The sequence below is a fragment of the Cellulomonas sp. genome (assembly GCF_017744555.1).
Lineage (GTDB): Bacteria > Actinomycetota > Actinomycetes > Actinomycetales > Cellulomonadaceae > Cellulomonas.
On record NZ_JAGIBD010000030.1, the window covers coordinates 21,086 to 43,545 of the forward strand.

At 72.9% G+C, this 22,460-nt stretch carries 27 protein-coding genes; 11 read left to right on the forward strand and 16 right to left on the reverse strand.

Annotation, left to right across the window (positions count from 1 at the left end; all coding sequences use genetic code 11):
• Positions 1–20: 20 nt before the first annotated feature.
• The 3 genes from J7523_RS16230 to J7523_RS16240 form a co-directional block, all read right to left on the reverse strand.
• The gene (locus J7523_RS16230) at positions 21–1,220 is read right to left on the reverse strand and encodes an SPFH domain-containing protein (protein ID WP_291888895.1); all 1,200 of its coding nucleotides are present in this window, start codon (positions 1,218–1,220) and stop codon (positions 21–23) included.
• A gap of 68 nt (positions 1,221–1,288) precedes the next feature.
• The gene (locus J7523_RS16235) at positions 1,289–1,765 is read right to left on the reverse strand and encodes an NfeD family protein (protein WP_291888898.1); all 477 of its coding nucleotides are present in this window, start codon (positions 1,763–1,765) and stop codon (positions 1,289–1,291) included.
• Between the two features lie 108 nt (positions 1,766–1,873).
• On the reverse strand, positions 1,874–2,659 hold the full coding sequence (locus J7523_RS16240) for an ABC transporter ATP-binding protein (protein WP_291888900.1): 786 nt from the start codon (positions 2,657–2,659) through the stop codon (positions 1,874–1,876).
• A 97-nt stretch (positions 2,660–2,756) separates the two neighbouring features.
• On the opposite strand from J7523_RS16240, the gene J7523_RS16245 reads away from it, so the two are divergent.
• A complete protein-coding gene (locus J7523_RS16245) occupies positions 2,757–3,518 on the forward strand; it encodes a hypothetical protein (protein WP_291888902.1) in 762 nt (253 codons plus the stop codon).
• Positions 3,519–3,536: 18 nt separating this feature from the next.
• On the opposite strand, the gene glgA is transcribed toward J7523_RS16245, so the two are convergent.
• The gene (gene glgA, locus J7523_RS16250; protein ID WP_291888904.1) at positions 3,537–4,763 is read right to left on the reverse strand and encodes a glycogen synthase; all 1,227 of its coding nucleotides are present in this window, start codon (positions 4,761–4,763) and stop codon (positions 3,537–3,539) included.
• 112 nt (positions 4,764–4,875) lie between these two features.
• Here glgA and glgC point away from each other — a divergent pair, with 112 nt between their 5' ends.
• Together glgC and serB are read left to right on the forward strand one after the other, a co-directional pair.
• Positions 4,876–6,117 carry a glucose-1-phosphate adenylyltransferase gene (gene glgC, locus J7523_RS16255; RefSeq protein WP_291888905.1) on the forward strand — a complete coding sequence of 414 codons (1,242 nt, stop codon included), beginning with the start codon at positions 4,876–4,878 and terminating at the stop codon, positions 6,115–6,117.
• 119 nt (positions 6,118–6,236) lie between these two features.
• Complete coding sequence (gene serB / locus J7523_RS16260; protein ID WP_291888907.1) at positions 6,237–6,893, forward strand: phosphoserine phosphatase SerB; 657 nt, start codon at positions 6,237–6,239, stop codon at positions 6,891–6,893.
• Positions 6,894–6,978: 85 nt separating this feature from the next.
• On the opposite strand, the gene J7523_RS16265 is transcribed toward serB, so the two are convergent.
• From J7523_RS16265 to J7523_RS16275, 3 genes are read right to left on the reverse strand one after another with little or no spacing between them, the layout of a single operon-like run.
• Positions 6,979–7,503, reverse strand: a complete 525-nt coding sequence (locus J7523_RS16265; RefSeq protein WP_291888908.1) for a histidine phosphatase family protein — start codon at positions 7,501–7,503, stop codon at positions 6,979–6,981.
• Positions 7,504–7,518: 15 nt separating this feature from the next.
• Positions 7,519–8,289 carry an enoyl-ACP reductase FabI gene (fabI, locus tag J7523_RS16270; protein ID WP_291888909.1) on the reverse strand — a complete coding sequence of 257 codons (771 nt, stop codon included), beginning with the start codon at positions 8,287–8,289 and terminating at the stop codon, positions 7,519–7,521.
• A 33-nt stretch (positions 8,290–8,322) separates the two neighbouring features.
• Positions 8,323–9,066, reverse strand: coding sequence for a beta-ketoacyl-ACP reductase (locus J7523_RS16275; RefSeq protein WP_291888910.1), 744 nt, complete (start codon positions 9,064–9,066; stop codon positions 8,323–8,325).
• A 133-nt stretch (positions 9,067–9,199) separates the two neighbouring features.
• Between J7523_RS16275 and J7523_RS16280 the strand changes: the two genes are divergently transcribed.
• The 3 genes from J7523_RS16280 to J7523_RS16290 are packed head-to-tail and all read left to right on the forward strand — an operon-like array spanning position 9,200 to position 10,691.
• Positions 9,200–9,535: a DUF3099 domain-containing protein gene (locus J7523_RS16280; protein WP_291888912.1), complete on the forward strand. Its 336-nt coding sequence runs from the start codon at positions 9,200–9,202 to the stop codon at positions 9,533–9,535.
• A complete protein-coding gene (locus J7523_RS16285) occupies positions 9,532–9,774 on the forward strand; it encodes a hypothetical protein (protein WP_291888914.1) in 243 nt (80 codons plus the stop codon). The genes J7523_RS16280 and J7523_RS16285 overlap by 4 nt, the downstream gene beginning before the upstream one ends.
• Positions 9,771–10,691 carry an SURF1 family protein gene (locus J7523_RS16290; protein WP_291888915.1) on the forward strand — a complete coding sequence of 307 codons (921 nt, stop codon included), beginning with the start codon at positions 9,771–9,773 and terminating at the stop codon, positions 10,689–10,691. Before J7523_RS16285 ends, J7523_RS16290 begins: the two co-directional genes overlap by 4 nt.
• 6 nt (positions 10,692–10,697) lie before the next feature.
• Here J7523_RS16290 and J7523_RS16295 read toward each other — a convergent pair whose 3' ends face one another.
• Positions 10,698–11,378 carry a YceI family protein gene (locus tag J7523_RS16295; RefSeq protein WP_291888916.1) on the reverse strand — a complete coding sequence of 227 codons (681 nt, stop codon included), beginning with the start codon at positions 11,376–11,378 and terminating at the stop codon, positions 10,698–10,700.
• Positions 11,379–11,579: 201 nt separating this feature from the next.
• Positions 11,580–13,178, reverse strand: a complete 1,599-nt coding sequence (locus tag J7523_RS16300) for an ABC-F family ATP-binding cassette domain-containing protein (protein WP_291888918.1) — start codon at positions 13,176–13,178, stop codon at positions 11,580–11,582.
• A gap of 180 nt (positions 13,179–13,358) precedes the next feature.
• Between J7523_RS16300 and J7523_RS16305 the strand changes: the two genes are divergently transcribed.
• The 5 genes from J7523_RS16305 to J7523_RS16325 all read left to right on the forward strand — a co-directional run bounded on the left by J7523_RS16305 (position 13,359) and on the right by J7523_RS16325 (position 17,001).
• Positions 13,359–14,006 carry a biotin transporter BioY gene (locus J7523_RS16305; protein WP_291888920.1) on the forward strand — a complete coding sequence of 216 codons (648 nt, stop codon included), beginning with the start codon at positions 13,359–13,361 and terminating at the stop codon, positions 14,004–14,006.
• Positions 14,007–14,028: 22 nt separating this feature from the next.
• A complete protein-coding gene (locus tag J7523_RS16310) occupies positions 14,029–14,763 on the forward strand; it encodes an ABC transporter ATP-binding protein (protein ID WP_291888922.1) in 735 nt (244 codons plus the stop codon).
• Positions 14,760–15,407 carry an energy-coupling factor transporter transmembrane protein EcfT gene (locus tag J7523_RS16315; RefSeq protein ID WP_291888924.1) on the forward strand — a complete coding sequence of 216 codons (648 nt, stop codon included), beginning with the start codon at positions 14,760–14,762 and terminating at the stop codon, positions 15,405–15,407. The genes J7523_RS16310 and J7523_RS16315 overlap by 4 nt, the downstream gene beginning before the upstream one ends.
• 66 nt (positions 15,408–15,473) lie before the next feature.
• Entirely contained in the window at positions 15,474–16,352 is an 879-nt protein-coding gene (locus tag J7523_RS16320; RefSeq protein WP_291888927.1) for a neutral zinc metallopeptidase, read from the forward strand.
• 46 nt (positions 16,353–16,398) lie between these two features.
• The gene (locus J7523_RS16325) at positions 16,399–17,001 is read left to right on the forward strand and encodes an N-acetyltransferase (protein ID WP_291888930.1); all 603 of its coding nucleotides are present in this window, start codon (positions 16,399–16,401) and stop codon (positions 16,999–17,001) included.
• Between the two features lie 60 nt (positions 17,002–17,061).
• Here J7523_RS16325 and J7523_RS16330 read toward each other — a convergent pair whose 3' ends face one another.
• The 7 genes from J7523_RS16330 to sufB all read right to left on the reverse strand — a co-directional run.
• The gene (locus J7523_RS16330; protein ID WP_291888933.1) at positions 17,062–17,388 is read right to left on the reverse strand and encodes a metal-sulfur cluster assembly factor; all 327 of its coding nucleotides are present in this window, start codon (positions 17,386–17,388) and stop codon (positions 17,062–17,064) included.
• Positions 17,385–17,870 (reverse strand): Fe-S cluster assembly sulfur transfer protein SufU, encoded by a 486-nt coding sequence (gene sufU / locus J7523_RS16335; protein WP_291888936.1) that lies wholly within the window; start codon positions 17,868–17,870, stop codon positions 17,385–17,387. The genes J7523_RS16330 and sufU overlap by 4 nt, the downstream gene beginning before the upstream one ends.
• Positions 17,867–19,156: a SufS family cysteine desulfurase gene (locus tag J7523_RS16340; RefSeq protein ID WP_291888953.1), complete on the reverse strand. Its 1,290-nt coding sequence runs from the start codon at positions 19,154–19,156 to the stop codon at positions 17,867–17,869. The genes sufU and J7523_RS16340 overlap by 4 nt, the downstream gene beginning before the upstream one ends.
• A gap of 132 nt (positions 19,157–19,288) precedes the next feature.
• Entirely contained in the window at positions 19,289–20,050 is a 762-nt protein-coding gene (sufC, locus tag J7523_RS16345; RefSeq protein ID WP_291888938.1) for a Fe-S cluster assembly ATPase SufC, read from the reverse strand.
• A gap of 16 nt (positions 20,051–20,066) precedes the next feature.
• Positions 20,067–20,399 (reverse strand): non-heme iron oxygenase ferredoxin subunit, encoded by a 333-nt coding sequence (locus J7523_RS16350; protein WP_291888942.1) that lies wholly within the window; start codon positions 20,397–20,399, stop codon positions 20,067–20,069.
• A complete protein-coding gene (gene sufD, locus J7523_RS16355) occupies positions 20,396–21,673 on the reverse strand; it encodes a Fe-S cluster assembly protein SufD (RefSeq protein WP_291888945.1) in 1,278 nt (425 codons plus the stop codon). The genes J7523_RS16350 and sufD overlap by 4 nt, the downstream gene beginning before the upstream one ends.
• Positions 21,673–22,460 (reverse strand): Fe-S cluster assembly protein SufB (sufB, locus tag J7523_RS16360; RefSeq protein ID WP_291888948.1); only part of this gene is annotated, 788 nt, incomplete at its 5' end. The genes sufB and sufD, both read right to left, overlap by 1 nt.

Below are 22,460 nucleotides of genomic sequence, written 5' to 3' on the forward strand. Positions count from 1 at the left end.
AACGGGGGCGTCGCTGCTGCTCACTGCTGCGGGGCGTCCTCCGGCGGAGCGGCCTGCGGGTTCGGCGCGGGCGGGTTCGGAGGCACCGGCGGCTGCGCCGCGCGCTGCGGCACCGCGGGCGCCCCGGGCCGCTGGCCCAGCTCGACGGTCGGGTCGAACGGCACGCCGCTCAGCGTGCCGGCGCTCGTCGCGTCGGCCGTCGCGGCCGCCGACTCACGACGGGCCTCCGCGAGCGCCTCGGCCGGGTCGGTCAGCGCGACCGGCGGCAGCTCGTCGCCCAGCGGCGACGCGCCCGGCTCGCGCACGGGCTCGCCACCCTCGGGCACGAACCCTCCCCCGAAGCCCTTCGCGAGCTGGCCGAGCGCACCGGACAGCTCGGACGGCAGGAACCACATCTTGTTCGACGGGCTCTGCGCGATCTTCGGCAACGTCTGCAGGTACTGGTAGGCCAGCAGCTTCGGGTCGGCGTCGCCACGGTGCACGGCGTCGAACACCTGCAGGATGGCGCGCGCCTCGCCCTCGGCCGTGAGGATCGTCGCCTGCGCCGAACCCTCGGCCCGCAGGATCGCGGCCTGCTTCTCGCCCTCGGCGGTGAGGATCTGCGACTGCTTGACGCCCTCGGCCGTGAGGATCGCGGCACGCCGGTCCCGCTCGGCGCGCATCTGCTGCTCCATCGAGCCCTTGATGCTGTCCGGCGGGTCGATCGACTTGAGCTCGACGCGGTTCACGCGGACACCCCAGCGGCCGGTCGCCTCGTCGAGCACGCCGCGCAGCTGGCCGTTGATCTGGTCGCGGCTCGTCAGCGTCTGCTCGAGGTCCATCGACCCAACGACGTTACGCAGCGTCGTGACGGTGAGCTGCTCGATGCCCTGGATGTAGTTGGCGATCTCGTACACCGCGTACCGCGGCTCGGTGACCTGGAAGTAGATGACCGTGTCGATGCTCACGACGAGGTTGTCGGACGTGATCACCGGTTGCGGCGGGAACGACACGACCTGCTCGCGCAGGTCCACGCCGGCGCGGACCCGGTCGACGAACGGGATCAGCAGATGAAGCCCGGCGTCGAGCGTCTTCTTGTACCGACCGAGCCGTTCGACGATGAGCGCGGCGGCCTGCGGCACGATGCGCACCGACCGGACGAGCCCGACGATCACGAACAGCAGAGCGAGCCCGAGCACGAGGTACAGCGCGATCTGACCCGCGTTGGTCGTGTCGTCCATGGATCCTCCTGGGAGTCACGCGCCGACGAGCTCGCCGGCGCGGCGATGCGGGACCGGCGAGGGGCCGGTCAGGCGTGCGGGGCGGTGCCGCCGACGCCGGGAACTGCGCCGGGCCCGGTGACCGACTGCGTCACGACGGCGGTGGCACCGTCGATCCGGGCGACCCGGACGGACGTGCCGGGCGGGATGGCGGCGCCGGCCTCGGCGCGCGCGCTCCACACCTCGCCGTTGAGCTTCACGCGGCCGGCGTCGACCGTCACGGTCGACACGACGACGGCGTCACGGCCGACGAGCGCGGCCGAGTTGGTCTCGACGAGCGGGCTGCGCTGGCGCAGGTGCCGCAGCAGCCAGGGGCGCAGCGCCCCCAGGAGCAGGGCGGAGGTCACGCCCGCGACGAGGATCTGCACGGGGACGGAGGCGCCGAGGGCGTATGCCAGCGCGCCGGCGAGCGCCCCGCCGGCGAACATGAGGAACACGAGGCCGAGCGTCAGCATCTCCATGATGCCGAAGAGCAACGCCGCTCCGAGCCACCACAGCCAGTCCATCAGGGCGACCTCCGTACCTGGTGAGGCCCGCCGAGGACCTCGATGTACACACCGATCCTAGACGTCGGCTTTGCCTTCGTCTGGTGTTCTACCGACCAGAAACGTGGATCAGCCGGCGGCGCGGGCGGACCAGCGGCCGTCCCGGTGGTCGACCACGAGGTCGACGCCGAACGCACCGGTGAGGTTGTCGGCCGTGAGCACCTCGTGCACCGGACCGGCCGCGTGCACCGTGCCGTCGCGCAGCAGCAGCACGTGCGTGAAGCCGGGCGGGATCTCCTCGACGTGGTGCGTCACGAGCACCAGCACGGGCGAGCGCGGGTCGGCGGCCAGCTCGGCGAGCGCGGCGACCAGCTCCTCGCGGCCGCCCAGGTCGAGGCCCGCCGCGGGCTCGTCGAGGAGCAGCAGCTCGGGGTCGGTCATGAGCGACCGGGCGATCTGCACGCGCTTGCGCTCGCCCTCGCTCAGCGTCCCGAAGTACCGGTCCGCGAACCGGTCGACGCCGAACGCGCGCAGCAGGTCGGCGGCCCGGGACTCGTCGACCTGCTCGTACGACTCCCGCCACCGCCCCGTCATCCCGTACGCGGCCGTGAGCACCACGTCGCGCACCGTCTCCCCCGCCGGGATCCGGTCCGCGAGCGCCGCGCTCGACAGCCCGATCCGGGGCCGCAGCTCGAACACGTCGACCCGACCGAGCCGCTCGCCCAGCAGGTCCGCGGTGCCGCTCGTCGGGTGCATCCGACCGGACGCGACCTGCAGCATCGTCGTCTTGCCGGCGCCGTTGCGGCCCAGGACGACCCACCGCTCGCCCTCGCGCACCGTCCAGCTCACGCGGTCGAGGATCGTCGTCGTCCCCCGCCGGATCGTCACGGCCTGCAGGTCGAGCACGTCGGTCATGGGGACGACCCTAACCGGCGTCGACGTCACCGCGGGCCGCTCGACCGGCGTCGTGGCGTGGGCTGGGTCACGTGCGCGCGCCGCCTACGGTGGTGCGGTGGACGCGACCCTCGAGCTGCCCCGATCCGTGCTGCTGGCGCTGTGGCTGTCGGAGCCCGCCGCGGACCGCGGGGCCCTGCTGCGGGCCGTGCAAGGCGACGACGAGCCGCACACGGTCCTCGACGGTGAGGACCCGCCCGGCCCGCTGAGCCGTCTGCTCGAGGCCTGCCGCGACCAGCCCCGGGACGTGGCGGCCGCGGTGCCCTCCCCGGGCGACCCGGCTGCCGTGCCTGCGCCGGTGAGCAGCGCCGCGCTCGACGCGGGCGAGTGCGTGCTCGTCCGCACGCCGACCGCGTGCCTGGCCGCCGTGCCCGACGTCGAGCGCTTCGGCTCCGCCGTCGAGCCCGGGCACCTCGTCACCTGGCGGGTCCAGGAGGTGGCCGACTGGCGCACCGCCGTGCTGGGCACCACGGGCTCGCTCGCGGAGGCCGAGCTCGCGCTGCGGCAGGGCCTCATCGACGCGACCGAGGCGCTCGTCAAGCTCGACGTCGCTCGCTGGCGCCCGGAGGCGGCCGAGCAGATCGTGGCGCTGCGGGACGCCCAGGTGCCCGGCTGGCGCCTGCCCGACGGGCTCGACGGACGGCGGGTCCGGGTGCTCGCGAGCGCGGCACGGCTCCGCGGGATCGTCGCGCTCGCGGCGAGCGACGACGGAGGGGCCGTCAACCTGTGGCAGGCGGACCAGCGGTCGACGGCGCTGCGCGAGGTCGACCGGGTGGCGCGGCGGGCGATGGGGGCGGCGGCGACGACCGTCGCGCGCTGAGCCCGCCCGTCGGCCCGGTCAGCCCAGCACGCTGCGGTACACGTCGAGCGTCCGCTCGCCGATGGCCTCCCACGAGAAGTGGTCCTCGACGCGTCGCCGCGCGGCCTGACCCCAGCGGGCCGCCCGCTCCGGGTCGGTGACGAGGTCGGTGAGCGCCGCGGCGAGGTCCGCGACGAACCGCTCGGGGTCGACGGGCGTGCCGGTGCCGTCCTGCAGCTGGTCGATGGGCACGAGCGTGCCGGTGACGCCGTCGTCGATGACCTCGGGGATGCCGCCCGTCGCGGTCCCGACCACCGGGAGCCCCACGGCCATGGCCTCGAGGTTGACGATGCCGAGCGGCTCGTAGATCGACGGGCACGCGAACAGGGTCCCGGCGTCGAGCACGGCCACGAGCTCGTCCCGGGGCAGCATCTGCTCGATCCACACGACGCCCGACCGCTTCTGCCCGAGCTGGTCGACGAGCCCGGAGACCTCCGCGGCGATCTCCGGGGTGTCCGGTGCGCCGGCGCACAGCACGACCTGGACGTCCTGCGGCAGGCGCTCGGCGGCGCGCAGGAAGTACGGCAGGCCCTTCTGCCGCGTGATGCGGCCGACGAACACGATCGACGGGCGGTCCGGGTCGATGCCCAGCCGGCGCACCGTGGCGTCGGCCGCGACGCGGGCCGCGTCGTCCACCGGGCGCTTCCAGCCGTCGAGGTCGATGCCGTTGTGCACCACGTGCACCTTCGCCGGGTCGACGCTGGGGTAGGACCGCAGGATGTCGTCGCGCATGCCGCCGCTCACCGCGATGACGCCCGCGGCGCCCTCGTACGCGGTCTTCTCCGCCCAGCCCGACAGCGCGTACCCGCCGCCGAGCTGCTCGGCCTTCCACGGTCGCAGCGGCTCGAGGCTGTGCGCCGTCACGATGTGCGGCACGCCGTGCAGCAGGCTCGCGAGGTGACCCGCGAGGTTGGCGTACCAGGTGTGCGAGTGGACGAGGTCGGTCGCGACGCCGTCGTCGCCGGTCCTGCCGACCGCGTCGACCATCTCCAGGTCCACGCCGAGCGTCTGCAGGGCGGCGTTCGCGGACGCCAGCTCGCCGGGCACGACGTAGCCTCTGACGCCCGGCTCGTCGCGCGGGCCGTCGAAGCAGTGCACCCGCACGTCGACGCTGCGACGCAGCACGTGGGACAGCCCGGCGACGTGCACGCCCGCACCCCCGTACACGTGCGGCGGGTACTCGCGGGTCAGCAGGTCGACGCGCACAGGAACCTCCGGTTCACGGCCTGTCCCGGCGGACTCGGCACCTTCCGACACGCTAGCGCGTGAGGCGGGTCACGCCTCGCCGTGACCGTCGCAGGGGCCTAGGGTCATCCCCATGGCAGCGCCCCGTGTCCTCGCAATCGTCCTCGCAGGTGGCGAGGGCAAACGACTCATGCCGCTCACGGCTCACCGGGCCAAGCCGGCGGTCCCGTTCGGGGGCATCTACCGCCTGATCGACTTCGCGCTGTCGAACGTCATCAACTCGCGGTACCTGCACGTCATCGTCCTGACGCAGTACAAGTCGCACAGCCTCGACCGGCACGTCTCGAAGACGTGGCGCATGTCGCCGCTGCTCGGCAACTACGTCGCCGCGGTGCCCGCCCAGCAGCGGGTCGGCAAGCACTGGTACCTCGGCAGCGCCGACGCGATCTACCAGTGCCTCAACATCATCGAGGACGAGCGCCCCGACATCGTCGTCGTGGTCGGCGCCGACCACGTGTACCGCATGGACTTCTCCCAGATGGTCGACGCGCACATCGCGTCCGGCGCCGAGTTCACAGTCGCCGCCATCCGCCAGCCCATCGCGGAGGCCGACCAGTTCGGCGTCATCGAGGTCGACCCCACCGACGCGACGCGCATCAAGGCGTTCCGCGAGAAGCCGACCGACCCCGTGGGCCTGGCCGACTCCCCCGGAGAGATCCTCGCGTCGATGGGCAACTACGTGGCCGACGCCGACGCGCTGGTCAAGGCCGTCACCGCCGACGCGGAGAACCCCGACTCGCGGCACGACATGGGCGGCGACATCGCGCCCTACTTCGTCGAGCGCGGCACCGCGGGCGTCTACGACTTCCTGCGCAACGACGTCGCCGGCTCCACGCCGCGCGACCGCGACTACTGGCGTGACGTGGGCACCATCGACGCCTACTACGAGGCGAACATCGACCTCATCTCGATCGAGCCCGTGTTCAACCTCTACAACCACGAGTGGCCCCTCTACACCGGCTACATCGGCCTGCCGCCCGCCAAGTTCGTGCACGCGGGTGCCGGCCGCCTGGGACACGCCGCGGACTCGATCGTGTCCCCCGGCGTCCTCGTGTCGGGCGCGACCGTGTCGGGCTCGGTGCTCTCGCCGCACATCAAGGCGCACTCGTGGGCGCAGATCACCGACTCCGTGATCATGGACGACGTCGAGATCAACCGGTACGCGCAGATCCACCGGGCGATCCTCGACAAGAACGTCGTCGTCCCGGAGCGCGCACGGATCGGGCTCGACCGCGAGCACGACCTGGCGCGCGGGTTCACCGTGACCGACTCCGGGATCACGGTGGTGCCCAAGGGCACGATCATCACCGACTGAGGTTCGCGTCCCGGAGTCCGCCCGACCGCAGACCGTCCGACGCCGACCTCCGGCGCCGGACGGTCCCGCGTGGTGGGCTCGTCCGCGCCCGCCGCGGGCGCCGCACTAGCCTGCGAGCCGTGACCACCGACCCGCAGTCCCGCCACCTCGTCGTCATGGACGTCGACTCGACGTTCATCACCGGCGAGGTCGTCGAGATGCTGGCAGCCCGTGCCGGCTCCGAGGAGCTCGTCACGGAGATCACCGAGCAGGCGATGCGCGGCGAGATCGACTTCGCGGAGTCGCTGCACAAGCGCGTCGCGACGCTCGCGGGCCTGCCCGAGCAGGTGTTCGCCGACGTCCTCGACGAGGTCGTCCTGACACCGGGCGCCGTGGAGCTCGTGGCCGAGCTGGACCGACGCGGATGGCCCGTGGGCCTGGTGTCGGGCGGGTTCATCGAGATCGTCGAGCCGCTCGCCGCCCGGGTCGGCATCCGGCTCGTGCGGGCGAACACGCTCGAGGTCGTCGACGGACGGCTCACCGGTCGGGTGGCGGGTGCGGTCGTCGACCGGGCCGCCAAGGCCGTCGCGCTGCGCGACTACGCCGCCGCGTCCGGCATCCCGCTGGAGCGGACCGTGGCGATCGGCGACGGCGCGAACGACCTCGACATGCTGGCCCTCGCGGCCGTGGGGGTTGCGTTCAACGCCAAGCCGCTCGTGTGCGAGGCCGCCGACGCCGTCGTGCGGGACCGCCTCGACGCCGTGCTCGAGCTGCCGGTCTTCGCGCAGCACGCCTGAGCCTGGGCCTCCGCCGCGGCCCGGGCGCCGTGAGCCCGGGCCGTCCTCCGCGGCCCGCGCAGTGCACCGGCGGGCACGCGGAGCGTCACTCCGGCAGCGTGAGGCGCAGCAGCGCCGCCGACCCCGGCCCGAGCTCGGACCACGGCGCCCCCGTCTCCAGCCAGCTCCACGACGCGGTCGGCACGCCGACGCGGACGCGCGCGAGCGTGGTCGGGTCCGACTCCGGGCTCGCGAGGGCCGCGGCCGTCTGCGACATCGTCGGCTCGTGCCCGACGACGAGCACGGTCCGGGCCTCCGCCGGCACGCCCTGCAGGAGCTCGACGAGCGAGCGCACGCCCGCGTCGTAGACCTCGTCGAGCAGCTGCACCTCGGGGTCCGCGTCGAGCGTGGTCCGAGCCAGCTCCCACGTCTGCCGGGTGCGCAGGCTCGACGAGCACAGCACGAGGTCCGGCACGAGACCGGCGGCCGTGAGGGCCGTACCCACGCGCGGCGACTGTCGGCGGCCGACCAGCGACAGGGGGCGCTGATGGTCGCTGATGCGTTCCGGGTGCTCGGCCTTGGCGTGGCGCAGCAGCAGGAGCCTGCGCGGGTCCTGGGTCGAGTCGGTCACCGGCTCAGCGTGCCATCACAGGCCCATGGCATGCACGCCACCGTCGACGTGCACGATCTCGGCGGTGGTCGCCGGGAACCAGTCCGACAGCAGCGCAGCGACGGCGCGGGCCGTCGGCTCCGGGTCCGACACGTCCCAGCCGAGCGGTGCGCGCTCGGGCCAGCCGCCCTCCATCGTCTCGAAGCCCGGGATCGACTTCGCGGCGGTCGTGCGGATCGGACCGGCAGACACGAGGTTCACGCGCACGCCCGAGGGGCCGAGGTCGCGGGCCAGGTACCGCGCGGTCGACTCGAACGCGGCCTTGGCGACGCCCATCCAGTCGTAGACCGGCCAGGCAAACGACGCGTCGAACGTCAGACCCACGATCGAGGAGCCCCGGTTCAGCAGCGGCTGCGCTGCGACCGCGAGCGACTTGAGCGAGTACGCCGACACGTGCAGCGCGGTCGCCACGTCGTCCCACTCACCGGCGAGGAAGTTGCCGCCCATGACGGACTGCGGCGCGAACCCGATCGAGTGCACGACGCCGTCGAGCGAGTCGAGCCCCGCCTCGCGCACACGGTCGGCCAGGGCAGCGAGGTCGTCGGCGTCCGTGACGTCGAGCTGCACGACCTCGGCGGGCGCGGGCAGCCGGCGGGCGATCGCCTGGGTCAGGCGGAACTGGCGGCCGAACGAGGTGAGCACCACCTGGGCACCCTGCTCCTGCGCGAGACGCGCCACGTGGAACGCGATCGAGCCGTCGGTGAGCACACCGGTGATCAGGAGCTTCTTGCCGTCGAGCAGACCCATGGTTGTCTCTTCTTCCTTCGGTGGTGCGGGGTGTCAGTGGCCCATGCCGAGGCCGCCGTCGACCGGGATCACGGCCCCGGAGACGTAGGCGGCGGCGGGCGAGCCGAGGAACTCCACGACGGCGGCGACCTCGTCGGGGGTGGCGAACCGTCCGAGCGGGATCGCGTCGACGTAGGCCTGCTGCTGCTTCTCGGGGAGCGCGCGCGTCATGTCGGTGTCGATGAAGCCGGGCGCGACGACGTTCGCGGTGATGCCGCGGCCGCCGAGCTCGCGCGTGATCGAGCGGGCCATGCCGACGAGGGCCGACTTCGACGCCGCGTAGTTGACCTGCCCGGGCGAGCCGTACAGGCCCACGACCGACGAGATGAAGATGATGCGCCCCGTGCGCAGGCGGATCATGCCCTTGCTCGCGCGCCGCGCCACGCGGAACGAGCCCGTGAGGTTGACGTCGAGGACCTCGGCGAACTCCTCGTCGCTCATGCGCATCAGCAGCTGGTCGCGGGTGATGCCGGCGTTCGCGACGAGCACCTCGACGGGGCCGTGCGCGGCCTCGACCTCGGTGAACGCGGCGTCGACGGCGGCCGTGTCGCGCACGTCACCCTTCACGCCCAGCACGCCGTCGGGGAGGTCGCCCGAGCGGTAGATCGTCGCGACCTTGTCGCCGTTCGCCACGAACCGTTCGGCGATCGCACGGCCGATGCCGCGGTTCGCGCCGGTGACCAGCACGCTGCGGGGGGTCGATGCGGGAGCGTTCACGTTGTCGGAAGTCTCAGGCACGGGACACGACGCTATCCGACTCGACCCGTTCACCGGCGCATGCGCTCGGCACACGTTCGCCCGTGAGGCTTGTCGGTATCGGACAACGCATCGTCGGGGCGAGGGGTGCACGGCGCCGGACTAGGATCAGGTGGTGAGCAAGAGCGAGCGCCCGGGCAGCCCCGACGGGGTGCACCGGATCACCTCGGCCCCCGAGCCGCTGGCCGTCGACGTCGCACGCCGCCAGAAGCGCTACCTCATTCAGATGGGCATCCGGATCGTGTGCTTCGCGCTCGCGGTCCTCACGTGGGGGCACCTGCCGATCGCGTTCTCGCTCGTCTTCATCGTGGGCGCGGTCGTGCTGCCGTACGTCGCGGTGATCTTCGCCAACGCGGGCCGCGAGCGTCGGGACACGGACGTCACGTTCGAGACGCAGCGGGAGATCGGCCCCGGCACGGGCACGAGCGGACAGATCGGAGGCCACCGGTGAGCCTGTTCGGTCCTGTGCCCGACGCGGTGGACGAGCTCGTCTGCTCCGCGCGCGGCTGCTCGCGCGAGGCGGCGTGGGGGCTGCTGTGGAACAACCCGAAGCTGCACACGCCCGAACGGCGCAAGGTCTGGCTCGCGTGCGACGACCACCGTGAGCACCTCAGCCAGTTCCTCGACGTGCGCGGGTTCCTGAAGGACGTCGTGCCGGTGTCCGACCTGGAGAGGGTCGCCGCGCCATGAGGTCGGCCGTCCGCCGGGCGGTCGGGCTGCTCGTCGTGGCCGTGGTGCTCGCCGTGGTGTGCTCGCTGCTGGGGCGGTGGCAGTGGAACCGGCACGTGTGGCGCGACGGGCAGATCGCGATCGTCGAGGCGAACTGGTCCGCCGCGGCCGTGCCGCTCGACACGGTGCTGGACGGGCCGGGCGCGACGATCACGGGCGACGACGAGTGGCGTCAGGTCATCGCGACCGGGCACTACGACGCGGACGCGACGGTGCTGCTGCGCAACCGGCCGGTCGACGGGAACCCCGCCTACCACGTGCTCGTGCCGTTCGTCGTCGACGACGCGTCCGCGGGCACGTCCGCGTCCCCGACGCAGGCCGGCACGGTCCTGGTGGTGGACCGCGGCTGGGTGCCGCTCGGGGCGAACGGGAGCGACGACGTGGCCGCCCCTGCTCCCCCGTCCGGCACGGTCACCCTGACGGCGCGGCTGCGGCTCGACGAGAAGCCGTCCACGCGGCCGGCCCCGGACGGGCAGGTCCACGCGATCTCGACCGAGCAGGTGCTCGCCGCGGGCGGCCTCGACGGGTCGGACACCTACGCGACCTACGGCCAGATGGTCGACGAGGACCCCGCCGCGGCGGTCGCGCTCGGCACGCTCGAGCCACCCAGCACCGACCCGGGGTCGCACCTGTCGTACGCGTTCCAGTGGTGGACGTTCGCGCTCGGCGGCCTGGTCGCGTTCTCGGTCGCCGCCCGGCGTGAGCTGCGCAGCGACGCGCCGGCCGCGTCGGCGTCTGCGCCCGGCGGCTCGGGCGCACCGCCTCCGCCGCGACAACCGGGTCCGCGGGTCGACCGGCCGCACCGGCGCGGCGGGCGCGACGAGGACGACGAGGACGCGCTCATCGACGCCCAGCTATCGCCGGACCGCCCGCGCTGACCCTGGTCACCCCTGCCGGATCGCCTCCCCCGCGATCTCGACGCGCACCCGCTTGCCGACGAGCCACCCGCCGTTGTCGAGCGTGACGTTCCAGACGAGCCCGAAGTCCTCCCGGTTGATCTCGGTCGTCGCCGAGAAGCCGAAGATCTCCCGCCCGTACGGGTCGGTCCGCGCGCCGCCGAAGTGCATCTCGAGCGCGACCTCGTGCGTGACGTCGCGGACGGTGAGGTCACCGACGATCGTGAACCGTCCTCCGACGCCGACCGTCCGCTCGATGAGCTTCTCGGACACGTGGGACCGGTCCGGCAGGTGGTGGCGCAGGCGCGCCCAATGCGCGATCGCGTCGTCCTCGACGAGCCGCTCGACCCGGCGGCTGCGGAACTCGAGGGCCGGGAACCGCTCGACGTCGAGGAAGTCCGGGCTCTTGAGGTGGGTGTCCCGCTCCTCGTTGTGCGTCGTGAGCGACGCGGACCCGATGATCGCCGTGACGCTCGACCCGAGCGGGTCCTCGCCGACGACGATCGTGGCAGCGGCGGCCTCGAACTCGCCGCGGACCTGGCTCACCATCATGTGCGAGGCGACGAAGCCGACCCGCTTGTGCGCCGTGTCGAGCTCGTACCGGCCTGCGACCGGCAGGTCGAGCCCCTTCCACCGGCGCGTGGCCGTGCGCGTGCTGTCCGACTCCATCGTCCTGCCCCTCGTCGTCACCGGTCCCGGCTGCCGCACGGGATGGCGGAACGACCGTCGGCGTACCCCTGGAGTGAGCGCGCTGGCGAGCGGCGACGACGTCTCGGTGGCCCGATGCGTCAGGCGGACATCGTGAACGAGTGGGTGAAACTTGGACGATCTCGCCCGGATCGTGGACATCCGTCCGGATCCGGATCGTCCCTACGCGAGGGCGATGAGGTCCAGGTACGCCGGGCCCCAGAGGTCCTCGTCGCCGTCCGGCAGCAGCAGCACGCGCTCGGGATTGAGCGCGGAGACGGCCCCCTCGTCGTGCGAGACGAGCACGACGGCCCCCTGGTACCCGCGCAGCGCCGCGAGGATCTCCTCACGCGACGCCGGGTCGAGGTTGTTCGTCGGCTCGTCGAGCAGCAGCACGTTCGCGCTCGACACCACGAGCGCCGCGAGCGCGAGCCGCGTCTTCTCCCCGCCCGACAGCACCCGCGCCGGCTTGTCCGCGTCGTCGCCCGAGAACAGGAACGACCCGAGCACCGAGCGGACCTGGGTGTCCGTGAGGTCGGGTGCGGAGGACCGGAGGTTCTCGACGACAGTCCGGTCGAGGTCGAGCGTCTCGTGCTCCTGCGCGTAGTAGCCGAGCTTGAGCCCGTGCCCCGGCTTCACCTCGCCCGTGTCCGACGTCTCGATGCCGCCGAGGATCCGCAGCAGCGTCGTCTTGCCCGCGCCGTTGAGGCCCAGGACCACGACCTTGCTCCCCCGGTCGATCGCCAGGTCGACGTCCGTGAAGACCTCCTGAGACCCGTACGACTTCGACAGGCCCTCCGCGGTGAGCGGGGTGCGGCCGCACGGCGCAGGGTCGGGGAACCGCAGACGAGCGACCTTGTCGGACGCGCGGACCTCCTCGAGCCCCGACAGCAGCCGCTCGGCGCGGCGCGCCATGTTCTGGGCCGCGACCGCCTTCGTCGCCTTGGCGCGCATCTTGTCGGCCTGCGCGACCAGCACCGCCGCCTTCTTCTCGGCGTTCGCCCGCTCGCGGCGGCGGCGCTTCTCGTCCGTCTCGCGTTGCAGCAGGTACGCGTCCCAGCCGAGCGAGTACTGGTCGAGCTGCGACCTGTTCGCGTCGAGGTGGAACACCTTGTTGACCGTCGCGCGCAGCAGGTCGGCGTCGTGCGAGATGACGATGAACCCGCCCGAGTACGCCTTGAGGTAGTCGCGCAGCCACGCGATCGAGTCGGCGTCGAGGTGGTTGGTCGGCTCGTCGAGCAGCAGCGTGTCGACGCCGGAGAACAGGATGCGGGCGAGCTCGACGCGACGGCGCTGACCGCCCGAGAGCGTGCCGAGCGTCTGGCCGAGCACCCGGTCGTCGAGCCCGAGGTTCGACGTGATGCGGTGCGCCTCGCTCTCGGCGGCGTAACCACCGGCCGCCGTGAAGCGGGCCTCCAGACGGGCGTAGCGCTCCATGGCCGCCTCGCGCGTCTCGTCGTCCGCGCTCGCCATCGCGCCCTCGGTGTCGCGCATCGCCCGGACGACCTCGTCGAGGCCGCGGGCCGACAGGACGCGGTCGAGCGCGAGCTGCTCCAGGTCGCCACTGCTCGGGTCCTGCGGCAGGTAGCCGACCTCGCTCGAGCGCGAGATGTGGCCGCCCGTCGGCTGCGTCTGGCCCGCGAGGGTCTTGGTCAGCGTCGTCTTGCCCGCGCCGTTGCGGCCCACGAGACCGATGCGGTCCCCGGCGGCGATGCGGAAGGTCGACGGTTCCAGCAGCACACGCGCGCCGATGCGCAGCTCGACGGCCTGGGCGGTGATCACGTGGTGGGTTTCCTCCGAGAAAGGCGTCCGGGTCTTGGCCACGGGCGCAAACGACCGCAATTCTACGACCCGCTAGCGTCGTCAACGGTCGCTGGCACCGCCCGCCGAGAGCATCCGGCAGGGCGCACCGACCGCCGCAGCGGGAGCAGCCGCATCCGTCACGACGCCCGAGGGGGCCCCATGTCCAGCACCGCACCCGAGCACGAGCCCATCGCCCTGCACGCGGCCGATGCCACTCCCGAGGCCGCTCCCGCCCCCGTCGCGCGCCGGTCCGTCGCGACCGACGTCGCGCTGATCGCCACGTTCGCCGCGTTCATCGCCGTGTGCGCGCTCGTCCCCGCCATCCCCACGGGCACGCCCGTCCCGATCACCCTGCAGACGTTCGGCGTGGTCCTCGCCGGCCTGGTGCTCGGCTGGAAGCGCGGTGCGCTCGCGGTCCTGCTCTACCTGGCGGTCGGTCTGGCCGGCCTGCCCGTCTTCGCCGAGGGCACCGGTGGCGTCGCCGTGCTGTCGAAGCCGTCCGTCGGGTACCTGCTCGCCTTCCCGTTCGCGGCTGCGCTGGCCGGGTTCCTCGCCGGCTACGCCCTGCGCCTGCCGACCGCCTGGCGCTACGTGGGCCTGTTCCTGTCGGGGCTCGTCGCGAGCATCGTCACGATCCACCTCGGCGGCATCGTCGGCCTGCACCTCACGCTCGGCCTGTCGTACGCCGAGGCGTTCGTGTTCGACCTCAAGTACTGGCCCGGCGACATCGCGAAGAACCTGCTCGCCGCCGGCGTGGCGCTCGCGGTGTTCCGCGCGTACCCCGACCTGCTGCGCACGCGCCGCTGAGCCGACCCGCTGACCGACCGCCATGGCCGTCCTCGCCCTCGACGACGTCGTCGTCACCGCCTACAGCCCTGACCCGGCGGGCGGTGCCGACCGTGTCGTCACGCTCCTCGGACCCGTGGCGCTGCGGATCGAGGAGCGTCGGGTCGCCGTCGTCGGGGCGAACGGCTCGGGCAAGTCCACGCTCGCGCGGCTGCTCAACGGGCTCGTGCTGCCGTCGTCGGGCCGGGTCACGGTCGACGGGCTCGACACGGCCCGCGACGGCGCCGCGGTGCGGCGGCGGGTCGGGTTCATGTTCACCGACCCGGACGCGCAGCTCGTCATGCCGACGCCCGTCGAGGACGTGGCGCTGTCGCTGCGGCGGCTGCCTCTCCCGCCGTCCGAGCGAGACGCCGCGGCACGTGCCGCCCTCGCGCGGTTCGGGCTCGCCGACCGGGCCGAGGTACCGGTGCACGCCCTGTCGGGCGGCCAGCGGCAGCTCCTCGCGCTCGCGTCGGTGCTGGCCACCGAGCCCGACGTGCTCGTGTGCGACGAGCCGACGACCCTGCTGGACCTGCGGTGGCGACGCGTGGTCGACGACCTGCTGGCCGGCCTCGACCAGCAGGTCGTGGTCGTCACGCACGACCTCGACGCCGCCCAGCAGGCCGACCGGGTGCTCGTCGTCGACTCCGGCCGGGTCGTGTTCGACGGCGACCCCACGACGGGCGTCGCGCACTACCGCGACCTCATGACGAACCCACGCGTCGGGGACGTCCGATGAGCCGGACCCCCGCCGGCGCGCCGCTGCGGGCGCCGTGGGCCGGCCCGCTCGGCCTGTACCACCCCGGCACGAGCCTGCTGCACCGCGCGCCCGCCGGCGCGAAGCTCGCCGGCTTGGCCGTCGCGGGGGTGGTGATCGCGGTCGCACAGGGGCCGTTCTCGGGCCTCGTGGCGCTCGGCGTCGCCGTCGTCCTCCAGGTCGTCTCGCGCGTCCCGTGGCACCGGGCGGCGCGCGGCGTGCGTCCCGTGCTGCTCACGGCCCTCGTCGTGGGCGCCTACCAGTGGTGGGCGCGCGGGTGGGCCACCGCCGTCGAGGTCGTCACCGACCTGCTCGCGCTCGTGATGCTCGCCGCGGTCGTCACGGCCACGACGCGCGCGGACCGTCTGCTCGACGTGCTCGCCCGGCTCGTGCGGCCGCTGCGGCACGTCGGCCTCCCGCCCGAGACGTTCGCGCTGGCCGTCGCGCTCCTCCTGCGGACGATCCCCGTGCTCGCCCAGACGACCCACGAGTCGTGGGACGCCGCTCGCGCCCGCGGCCTCGAGCGCGACCCGCGCGCCCTGCTCGTCCCCGCGGCCGTCCGCATGGTCGGTCACGCGCGCGCCACCGGCGACGCGCTCGCCGCCCGGGGCATCGGCGAGGACTGACACCCGCTCGGACGAACGTCCAGCGCCCAGCGGGCGGATCGGCGCGCCCGCGGCTACCTTTCCGGGATGACCTTCCAGGAGGGCGGGAGCTTCGAGGGCGGCCGCGTCCGCACGGGCGGCGGCCGGGGCAAGATCGCGGCGGGCGGCGGGGGCATCGCGGCCCTCGTGGTCGCGCTCATCTACGTGTTCAGCAACGGGCAGGTCGACCTGTCCGGTGTCACCGGCGGTGGCTCGGGCGCCGAGACCACCGAGGGCACCATCGGCGACTGCACCGCCGAGCAGGCCAACACCGACCCGTCGTGCCGGCTGTCCGCAACCATCCAGTCGCTCGACGCCTACTGGGGACCGACGGTCACGACCGTCGGCGTCACGTTCGCGCAGCCCGAGGTCCTCTCGTTCACCGGCGCCGCCGATACGGCGTGCGGCACGGCGTCGTCGAGCACCGGCCCGTTCTACTGCCCGCCGGACGCGACGATCTACCTCGACCTCGGGTTCTTCGACGAGCTGCAGACCCGGTTCGGCGCCGAGGGCGGGCCGCTCGCCGAGGAGTACGTCGAGGCGCACGAGTACGGGCACCACATCCAGCAGATCACCGGCGTCATGGACAAGGCCCAGCGCGGCGGCACGGGCGCCGACTCCGACTCCGTCCGCATCGAGCTCCAGGCAGACTGCTATGCGGGCATGTGGGCGGGCAAGGCCGCGACGACCGCCGACCCCGACACGGGCGTCCCGTTCCTCGACCCGATCACACCGCAGACGCTCGAGCAGGCGCTGTCCGCCGCCCAGGCGGTCGGCGACGACCACATCCAGGCGCAGTCCGGCGGAGGCGTGAACCCGGACACCTGGACCCACGGGTCGAGCGAGCAGCGTGCCCGCTGGTTCACGACCGGGTACGAGCAGGGCACGTTCGAGGCGTGCGACACGTTCTCGGCCGACACCCTGTGACGACATTCCTCTGGCGCGCGGCGTCGCGGTGCGGCACGGTCCACCCGTGAGCCCGATCCGAGACCCCGGCCCGTCCGCGCAGCATCCCGCCCTCGGCCGACCGGTCGTGACGATCGGCGTCGAGCGACCCGACGACGTCGAGGCCGTGCGCGGCGTCGTGGCCCGCGCGTTCGAGGCGGACGCGGCCAAGGTCGTCGACATGGTCGACGCCTTGCGAGCCACGCCGGAGGCCTGGATCCCGGGCCTGTCGTTCGTGGCGCGCCTGGACGACGAGCCGGTCGGGCACGTGCTGCTCACCCGCTGCTGGATCGAGACGGAGCGTGGACGCCTCGACGCGCTCATGCTGACGCCGTTGTCGGTCGTGCCCGAGCACCAGGGCCAGGGCATCGGCACCGCGCTCGTCGCGCACGCGCTGGACGTCGCGACCGCCGGAGGCTGGCCCCTCGTGCTGCTCGAGGGCGACCCGCGCTTCTACGGGCGACGCGGGTTCGCCGCGGCCGAGCCGCTCGGCTTCCCGTCGCCCGCCCCGCAGCACATCCCGCCGGGTGCGCACCAGGTCGCGCTCCTGCCCGACCACGAGCCGTGGATGACGGGCACCCTCGTAAACTCCGCACCGCTCGCCGCGCTGAACGAGCTGCCGCGGTTCTGAGAGACGCCGAAGGCCCTGGCCGGCACGCCGGCCAGGGCCCGTCGGTGCGTCGGGCGGTTCTCAGATGTTGAAGCCGAGCGCCCGCATCTGCTCGCGGCCGTCGGTCGTGATCTTCTCCGGGCCCCACGGCGGCATCCACACCCAGTTGATGCGGAAGCCGTCGACGATCCCGTCGAGCGCCTGGGCCGACTGGTCCTCGATGACGTCGGTCAGCGGGCAGGCAGCCGACGTGAGCGTCATGTCGATGACCGCGGTGTTGGTCTGGTCGATGACGACGCCGTAGACGAGGCCGAGGTCGACGACGTTGATGCCGAGCTCGGGGTCGATGACGTCGCGCAGGGCCTCCTCGACGTCCGCGACGGTCGTGGGGCTGGCTTCGGTGCTCATGCGTCCTCCGTGGTGCGCGTCGCGCCGGTCTTGATCAGGGCGTCGGTCAGGGCGACCCAGCCGAGCAGCGCGCACTTGACGCGCGCCGAGTACTTGCCGACCCCGGTGAAGGCGGCGGCGTCGCCGAGCTTCTCCTCGGCGTCCTCGTCGAGGCCCGCCCCGCGCGACTGCATCAGGGCGCGGAACGTGTCGGCCAGGTCGTCGACGGCGGTGAGGTCGTGGTCGACCACGAGGTCGTGCAGCACGGACACCGAGGCCTGGGAGATCGAGCAGCCCTGGCCCTCCCAGCGGACGTCCCGCACCACGCCGGCGTCGTCGAGATCCACCTGCAGCGTCACCTCGTCGCCGCACGTGGGGTTGACCTGGTGCGACTCCCCCGTGCGCAGGTCCGCGGCCGCGACCCCGAGCCCCCGCCCGTGCGGGAACTTCGCGTGGTCGAGGATGACCTGCTGGTAGAGCTGCTCCATCGATCCGGTGCTCATGCGTCACTCCCGTCCGTCAGTCCGAAGAACGTCCGGACCCCCGCGAGTGCTTCCCGGAACACCGCGATCTCCTCCTCGGTCGTGTACACGGCCGCGGTCGCGCGGGCCGTCGCGGCGACGCCGAAACGGCGGTGCAGCGGCTGCGCGCAGTGGTGGCCCACACGGACCGCGACGCCGGCGTCGTCGAGCACCTGCCCGACGTCGTGCGCGTGCACGCCGTCGACGACGAACGCGACGGTCGCGAGCCGGTCGACGGTGTCCGTCGGGCCGATGACACGGACGCCCGGGACGGACGCGACCGCGTCGAGCAGGAGGCGCGTGAGGTGCGCCTCGTGCGCCGCGACCGCATCCATGCCGAGCTCCGCGAGGTACGACGCGGCGGCACCCATGCCGACGGCCTGCGAGACCATCTGCGTGCCGGCCTCGAACCGCTGCGGCGGCGGCGCGTACGTCGTGGACTCCATGGTGACGACCTCGACCATCGAGCCGCCGGTGGTCACGGGCGGCATCGCCTCGAGCAGCTCGCGCCGCCCGTACAGCGCGCCGACGCCGGTCGGTCCGAGCATCTTGTGCCCGGAGAACGCGGCGAAGTCGACCCCGAGCGCATGCAGGTCGACGGGCAGGTGGGGCACGGACTGGCAGGCGTCGAGCACGGTCAGGGCCCCCACCTCGCGCGCACGCCGGACGAACTGCGTGACCGGCGTGATCGCGCCGGTGACGTTCGACGCGTGCGTGAACGCGAGCACCTTCGTCTGGTCGGTCACGACCCTGTCGAGGTCGTCGGCACGGATGCGACCGTCACCGTCCACCCCGAGCCAGCGCAGCGTCGCACCCGTGCGCGCGGCGAGCTCCTGCCACGGCACGAGGTTCGCGTGGTGCTCGGCCTCGGTGACGACGATCTCGTCGCCCTCACCGATCGCGAAGCGCCGTGCGGCCGCTCCGCCGCGCCCGAGCGTCGCGTTCGACATGGCGTACGCGACGAGGTTGATGCCCGCGGTCGCGTTCGACGTCCAGACCACTTCACCGGACGAGACGCCGACGAACCGTGCGACACGGTCGCGGGCGTCCTCGAACGCCTCCGTCGCCTCCTCGGCGAGCTGGTGCGCGCCGCGGTGCACCGCGGCGTTGCGCTGGACGTAGAAGTCCTGCTCGGCGTCGAGGACGACCTCGGGCTTCTGCGACGTCGCCCCCGAGTCGAGGTAGACGAGCGGCCGGCCGCCGCGCAGCGTGCGGGACAGCAGCGGGAAGTCGGCGCGGACGGCGGCGAGCTCGACGTCGTCGAGCAGCCCCCCCGGACGCGCCGAGTCACGCCTCTGGTCGAGCGTGCTGGTCACTTCCGCCTCCTGGTCGAGCTGATGGTCGCCGCGGGTGCCGCCCGGCGACGGGCCGGCACCCACGGCGGGTGCTGTCGGGGACCGTCAGGCGACGGTGCTGGACAGGAACCGGTCGTAGCCCTCGTTCTCGAGGCGCTCGGCGAGCTCCGGCCCACCCTCCTCGGCGACCTTGCCGTCGACGAAGACGTGCACGAAGTCGGGCTGGATGTAGCGCAGGATGCGCGTGTAGTGCGTGATGAGCAGCACGCCGACGTCCGAGTTCGAGCGGACCCGGTTGACGCCCTCCGACACGACGCGCAGCGCGTCGACGTCGAGGCCCGAGTCGGTCTCGTCGAGGATCGCGAAGCGCGGCTTGAGGAGCTCCATCTGCAGGATCTCGTGGCGCTTCTTCTCACCGCCCGAGAAGCCCTCGTTGACCGAGCGCTCGGCGAACGCCGGGTCCATGCGCAGGTCGTCCATCGCGGTGCGGACGTCCTTGACCCACGTGCGCAGCGGCGGCGCCTGGCCGTCGATCGCCGTCTTCGCGGTGCGCAGGAAGTTCGACACCGACACGCCCGGCACCTCGACCGGGTACTGCATCGCGAGGAACAGGCCGGCGCGCGCACGCTCGTCGACCGACAGCGCGAGGACGTCCTCGCCGTCGAGCGTCACGGTGCCCGACGTGATCTGGTACTTCGGGTGGCCCGCGAGCGAGTACGCGAGCGTCGACTTGCCGGAGCCGTTCGGGCCCATGATCGCGTGCGTCTCGCCGCTGCTCACGGTGAGGTCGACACCGCGCAGGATGGGCTTGGCGCCCTCCTTGGTCTCGACGCTGACGTGCAGGTCGCGGATCTCCAGGGTGGCCATGCGGGGTACTCCTAGGTCAGAGGGGGGCGTCGACGTCGACCAGCACGCGCTGGCCGTCGACGGTCAGGGGATAGACGGGGACGGGGCGGACGGCGGGAGGGCCGGTCGGCTTGCCGGTGCGCAGGTCGAACCGCGACCCGTGCAGCCAGCACTCGATCGTGCAGTCCTCGACCTCGCCGTCGGACAGCGAGACCGCACCGTGCGAGCAGATGTCGCTGATGGCGTGCAGCTCGCCGGCCTCGTCGCGGACGATCGCGACCTCGACGGGGCCGGACTCGCCCTCGAGCTCGACGCGGAACGTGCCGGCGGCCGGCACGTCCTCGTCGTAGCACGCGAGCTGTGCGGTCATGCCTGCTCCGAACCGGCGGCGGCGAGGGCGTCGAGCGCGCTCATGGACGCCTCGAGCTCCTTCTCGATCGCGCCGATGAGGCGCTCCTCGACGTCCGGCACGCCGATCTCGTGGATGAGCTCGGCGAAGAAGCCACGCACCACGAGCCGGCGGGCGTCGGCCTCGGGGATGCCGCGCGCCCGCAGGTAGAAGAGCTGCTCGTCGTCGAACCGGCCGGTCGCGCTCGCGTGGCCGGCGCCCTCGATGACGCCCGTCTCGATCTCCAGGTTCGGCACCGAGTCGGCCCGCGCGCCGTCCGTGAGGACGAGGTTGCGGTTGAGCTCGTACGTGTCGGTGCCCTCGGCGGCCGCGCGGATCAGCACGTCGCCGACCCACACGGTGTGCGCGCCCTCGCCCTGCAGCGCGCCCTTGTAGGTCACGCGGGAGACGCAGTTCGGGACCGCGTGGTCGACGAACAGGCGCTGCTCCTGGTGCTGCCCGGCGTCGGCGAAGTACAGCCCGAGCATCTGCACCGACGCACCCTCGCCGACGAACTCGGCGTCCGGCGTCACGCGGACGACGTCGCCGCCCAGCGTGACGACGATGTGCTTGACGGTCGCGTCGCGGCCGATGCGCAGGCGGTGCGACGACGTGTGCACCGAGCCCTCGGCCCAGTCCTGCACGGACACGACCGTGAGGTGCGCGCCCTCGTCCGCGACGATCTCGACCGTCTCGGTCAGCGACGCGTGGCCCACGTGGTCGATGAGGACGACGGCCTGCGACAGCGCCTCGGCGTGCACCAGCAGGTGCGTGGCCGACGGGTCGAGCGGCGCCTCGTGCGTGCCCGCACCCTCGACGCCCTCGACGCGGATCGACGTCACGGTCGACGCGACGGCCTCGCGCGGCACCGACACGACGGTCGCGCGGGGGAAGGACGCCCACGCGGTCGCGGCGGTCCGGTCGCCGGGCTTGCCGGCGCGGCCCAGGCGGGCGTCGTCGCGCTCGACGATCTCGACCTTGACCTCGGGCGCCTCGACGACCGTCGTCAGCACTCCGTGGCCGGCGAGGACGCCGTCCGTGGCGCCCGCGAACAGCGGCGCGATGCGGTCGAGCGGCGAGAACCGCCACTCCTCCTCGCGCCCGGTCGGGACCGGGAAGTCGGCGACGTCGAACGAGGTCTTGCGCGACGCGCGCGACGACTCGGGTACGGTGCCGACGCCGTGCGAGTGGGCGGCGTCGGCGGTGGCGCGGGAGTGATCCGTGGACAGACCCGCGTCGTTCGTGGTGGTCGTCATCAGCCGACGGCCCCTTCCATCTGCAGCTCGATGAGGCGGTTCAGCTCGAGGGCGTACTCCATGGGCAGCTCGCGCGCGATGGGCTCGACGAACCCGCGCACGATCATGGCCATGGCCTCGGTCTCGGGCATGCCTCGGGACATCAGGTAGAACAGCTGGTCCTCGCTCACGCGGGACACCGTGGCCTCGTGGCCCATCGACACGTCGTCCTCGCGGACGTCGACGTACGGGTAGGTGTCCGAGCGGGAGATCTGGTCGACGAGCAGCGCGTCGCACAACACGTTGGACGCGGAGTGCGAGGCGCCCTCGAGGATCTGGACGAGGCCGCGGTACGACGTGCGGCCGCCGCCGCGCGCGACCGACTTCGACACGATCGAGGACGACGTGTGCGGCGCGGCGTGCACCATCTTCGAGCCGGCGTCCTGGTGCTGGCCCTCACCGGCGAACGCGATCGACAGCGTCTCGCCGCGGGCGTGCTCGCCCATGAGGTAGATCGCCGGGTACTTCATGGTGACCTTGGAGCCGATGTTGCCGTCGACCCACTCCATCGTCGCGCCCTCGGCCGCGGTCGCCCGCTTGGTCACGAGGTTGTAGACGTTGTTCGACCAGTTCTGGATCGTCGTGTACCGCACGCGGGCGTTCTTCTTGACGATGATCTCGACGACCGCGGAGTGCAGGGAGTCGGACGAGTACACCGGAGCGGTGCAGCCCTCGACGTAGTGCACGTACGAGCCCTCGTCGGCGATGATCAGCGTCCGCTCGAACTGGCCCATGTTCTCGGTGTTGA

Coding starts and splice junctions, on each gene's coding strand:
- sufD (WP_291888945.1), bottom strand. CDS start 21,673: ATGACGACCACCACGAACGACGCGGGTCTGTCCACGGATCACTCCCGC.
- sufU (WP_291888936.1), bottom strand. CDS start 17,870: ATGAGCACCGGATCGATGGAGCAGCTCTACCAGCAGGTCATCCTCGAC.
- J7523_RS16310 (WP_291888922.1), top strand. CDS start 14,029: ATGGCCGTCCTCGCCCTCGACGACGTCGTCGTCACCGCCTACAGCCCT.
- glgC (WP_291888905.1), top strand. CDS start 4,876: ATGGCAGCGCCCCGTGTCCTCGCAATCGTCCTCGCAGGTGGCGAGGGC.
- J7523_RS16230 (WP_291888895.1), bottom strand. CDS start 1,220: ATGGACGACACGACCAACGCGGGTCAGATCGCGCTGTACCTCGTGCTC.
- sufC (WP_291888938.1), bottom strand. CDS start 20,050: ATGGCCACCCTGGAGATCCGCGACCTGCACGTCAGCGTCGAGACCAAG.
- J7523_RS16330 (WP_291888933.1), bottom strand. CDS start 17,388: ATGAGCACCGAAGCCAGCCCCACGACCGTCGCGGACGTCGAGGAGGCC.
- fabI (WP_291888909.1), bottom strand. CDS start 8,289: ATGGGTCTGCTCGACGGCAAGAAGCTCCTGATCACCGGTGTGCTCACC.
- J7523_RS16295 (WP_291888916.1), bottom strand. CDS start 11,378: ATGGAGTCGGACAGCACGCGCACGGCCACGCGCCGGTGGAAGGGGCTC.
- J7523_RS16350 (WP_291888942.1), bottom strand. CDS start 20,399: ATGACCGCACAGCTCGCGTGCTACGACGAGGACGTGCCGGCCGCCGGC.
- J7523_RS16315 (WP_291888924.1), top strand. CDS start 14,760: ATGAGCCGGACCCCCGCCGGCGCGCCGCTGCGGGCGCCGTGGGCCGGC.
- J7523_RS16290 (WP_291888915.1), top strand. CDS start 9,771: ATGAGGTCGGCCGTCCGCCGGGCGGTCGGGCTGCTCGTCGTGGCCGTG.
- J7523_RS16320 (WP_291888927.1), top strand. CDS start 15,474: ATGACCTTCCAGGAGGGCGGGAGCTTCGAGGGCGGCCGCGTCCGCACG.
- J7523_RS16305 (WP_291888920.1), top strand. CDS start 13,359: ATGTCCAGCACCGCACCCGAGCACGAGCCCATCGCCCTGCACGCGGCC.
- J7523_RS16235 (WP_291888898.1), bottom strand. CDS start 1,765: ATGGACTGGCTGTGGTGGCTCGGAGCGGCGTTGCTCTTCGGCATCATG.
- J7523_RS16240 (WP_291888900.1), bottom strand. CDS start 2,659: ATGACCGACGTGCTCGACCTGCAGGCCGTGACGATCCGGCGGGGGACG.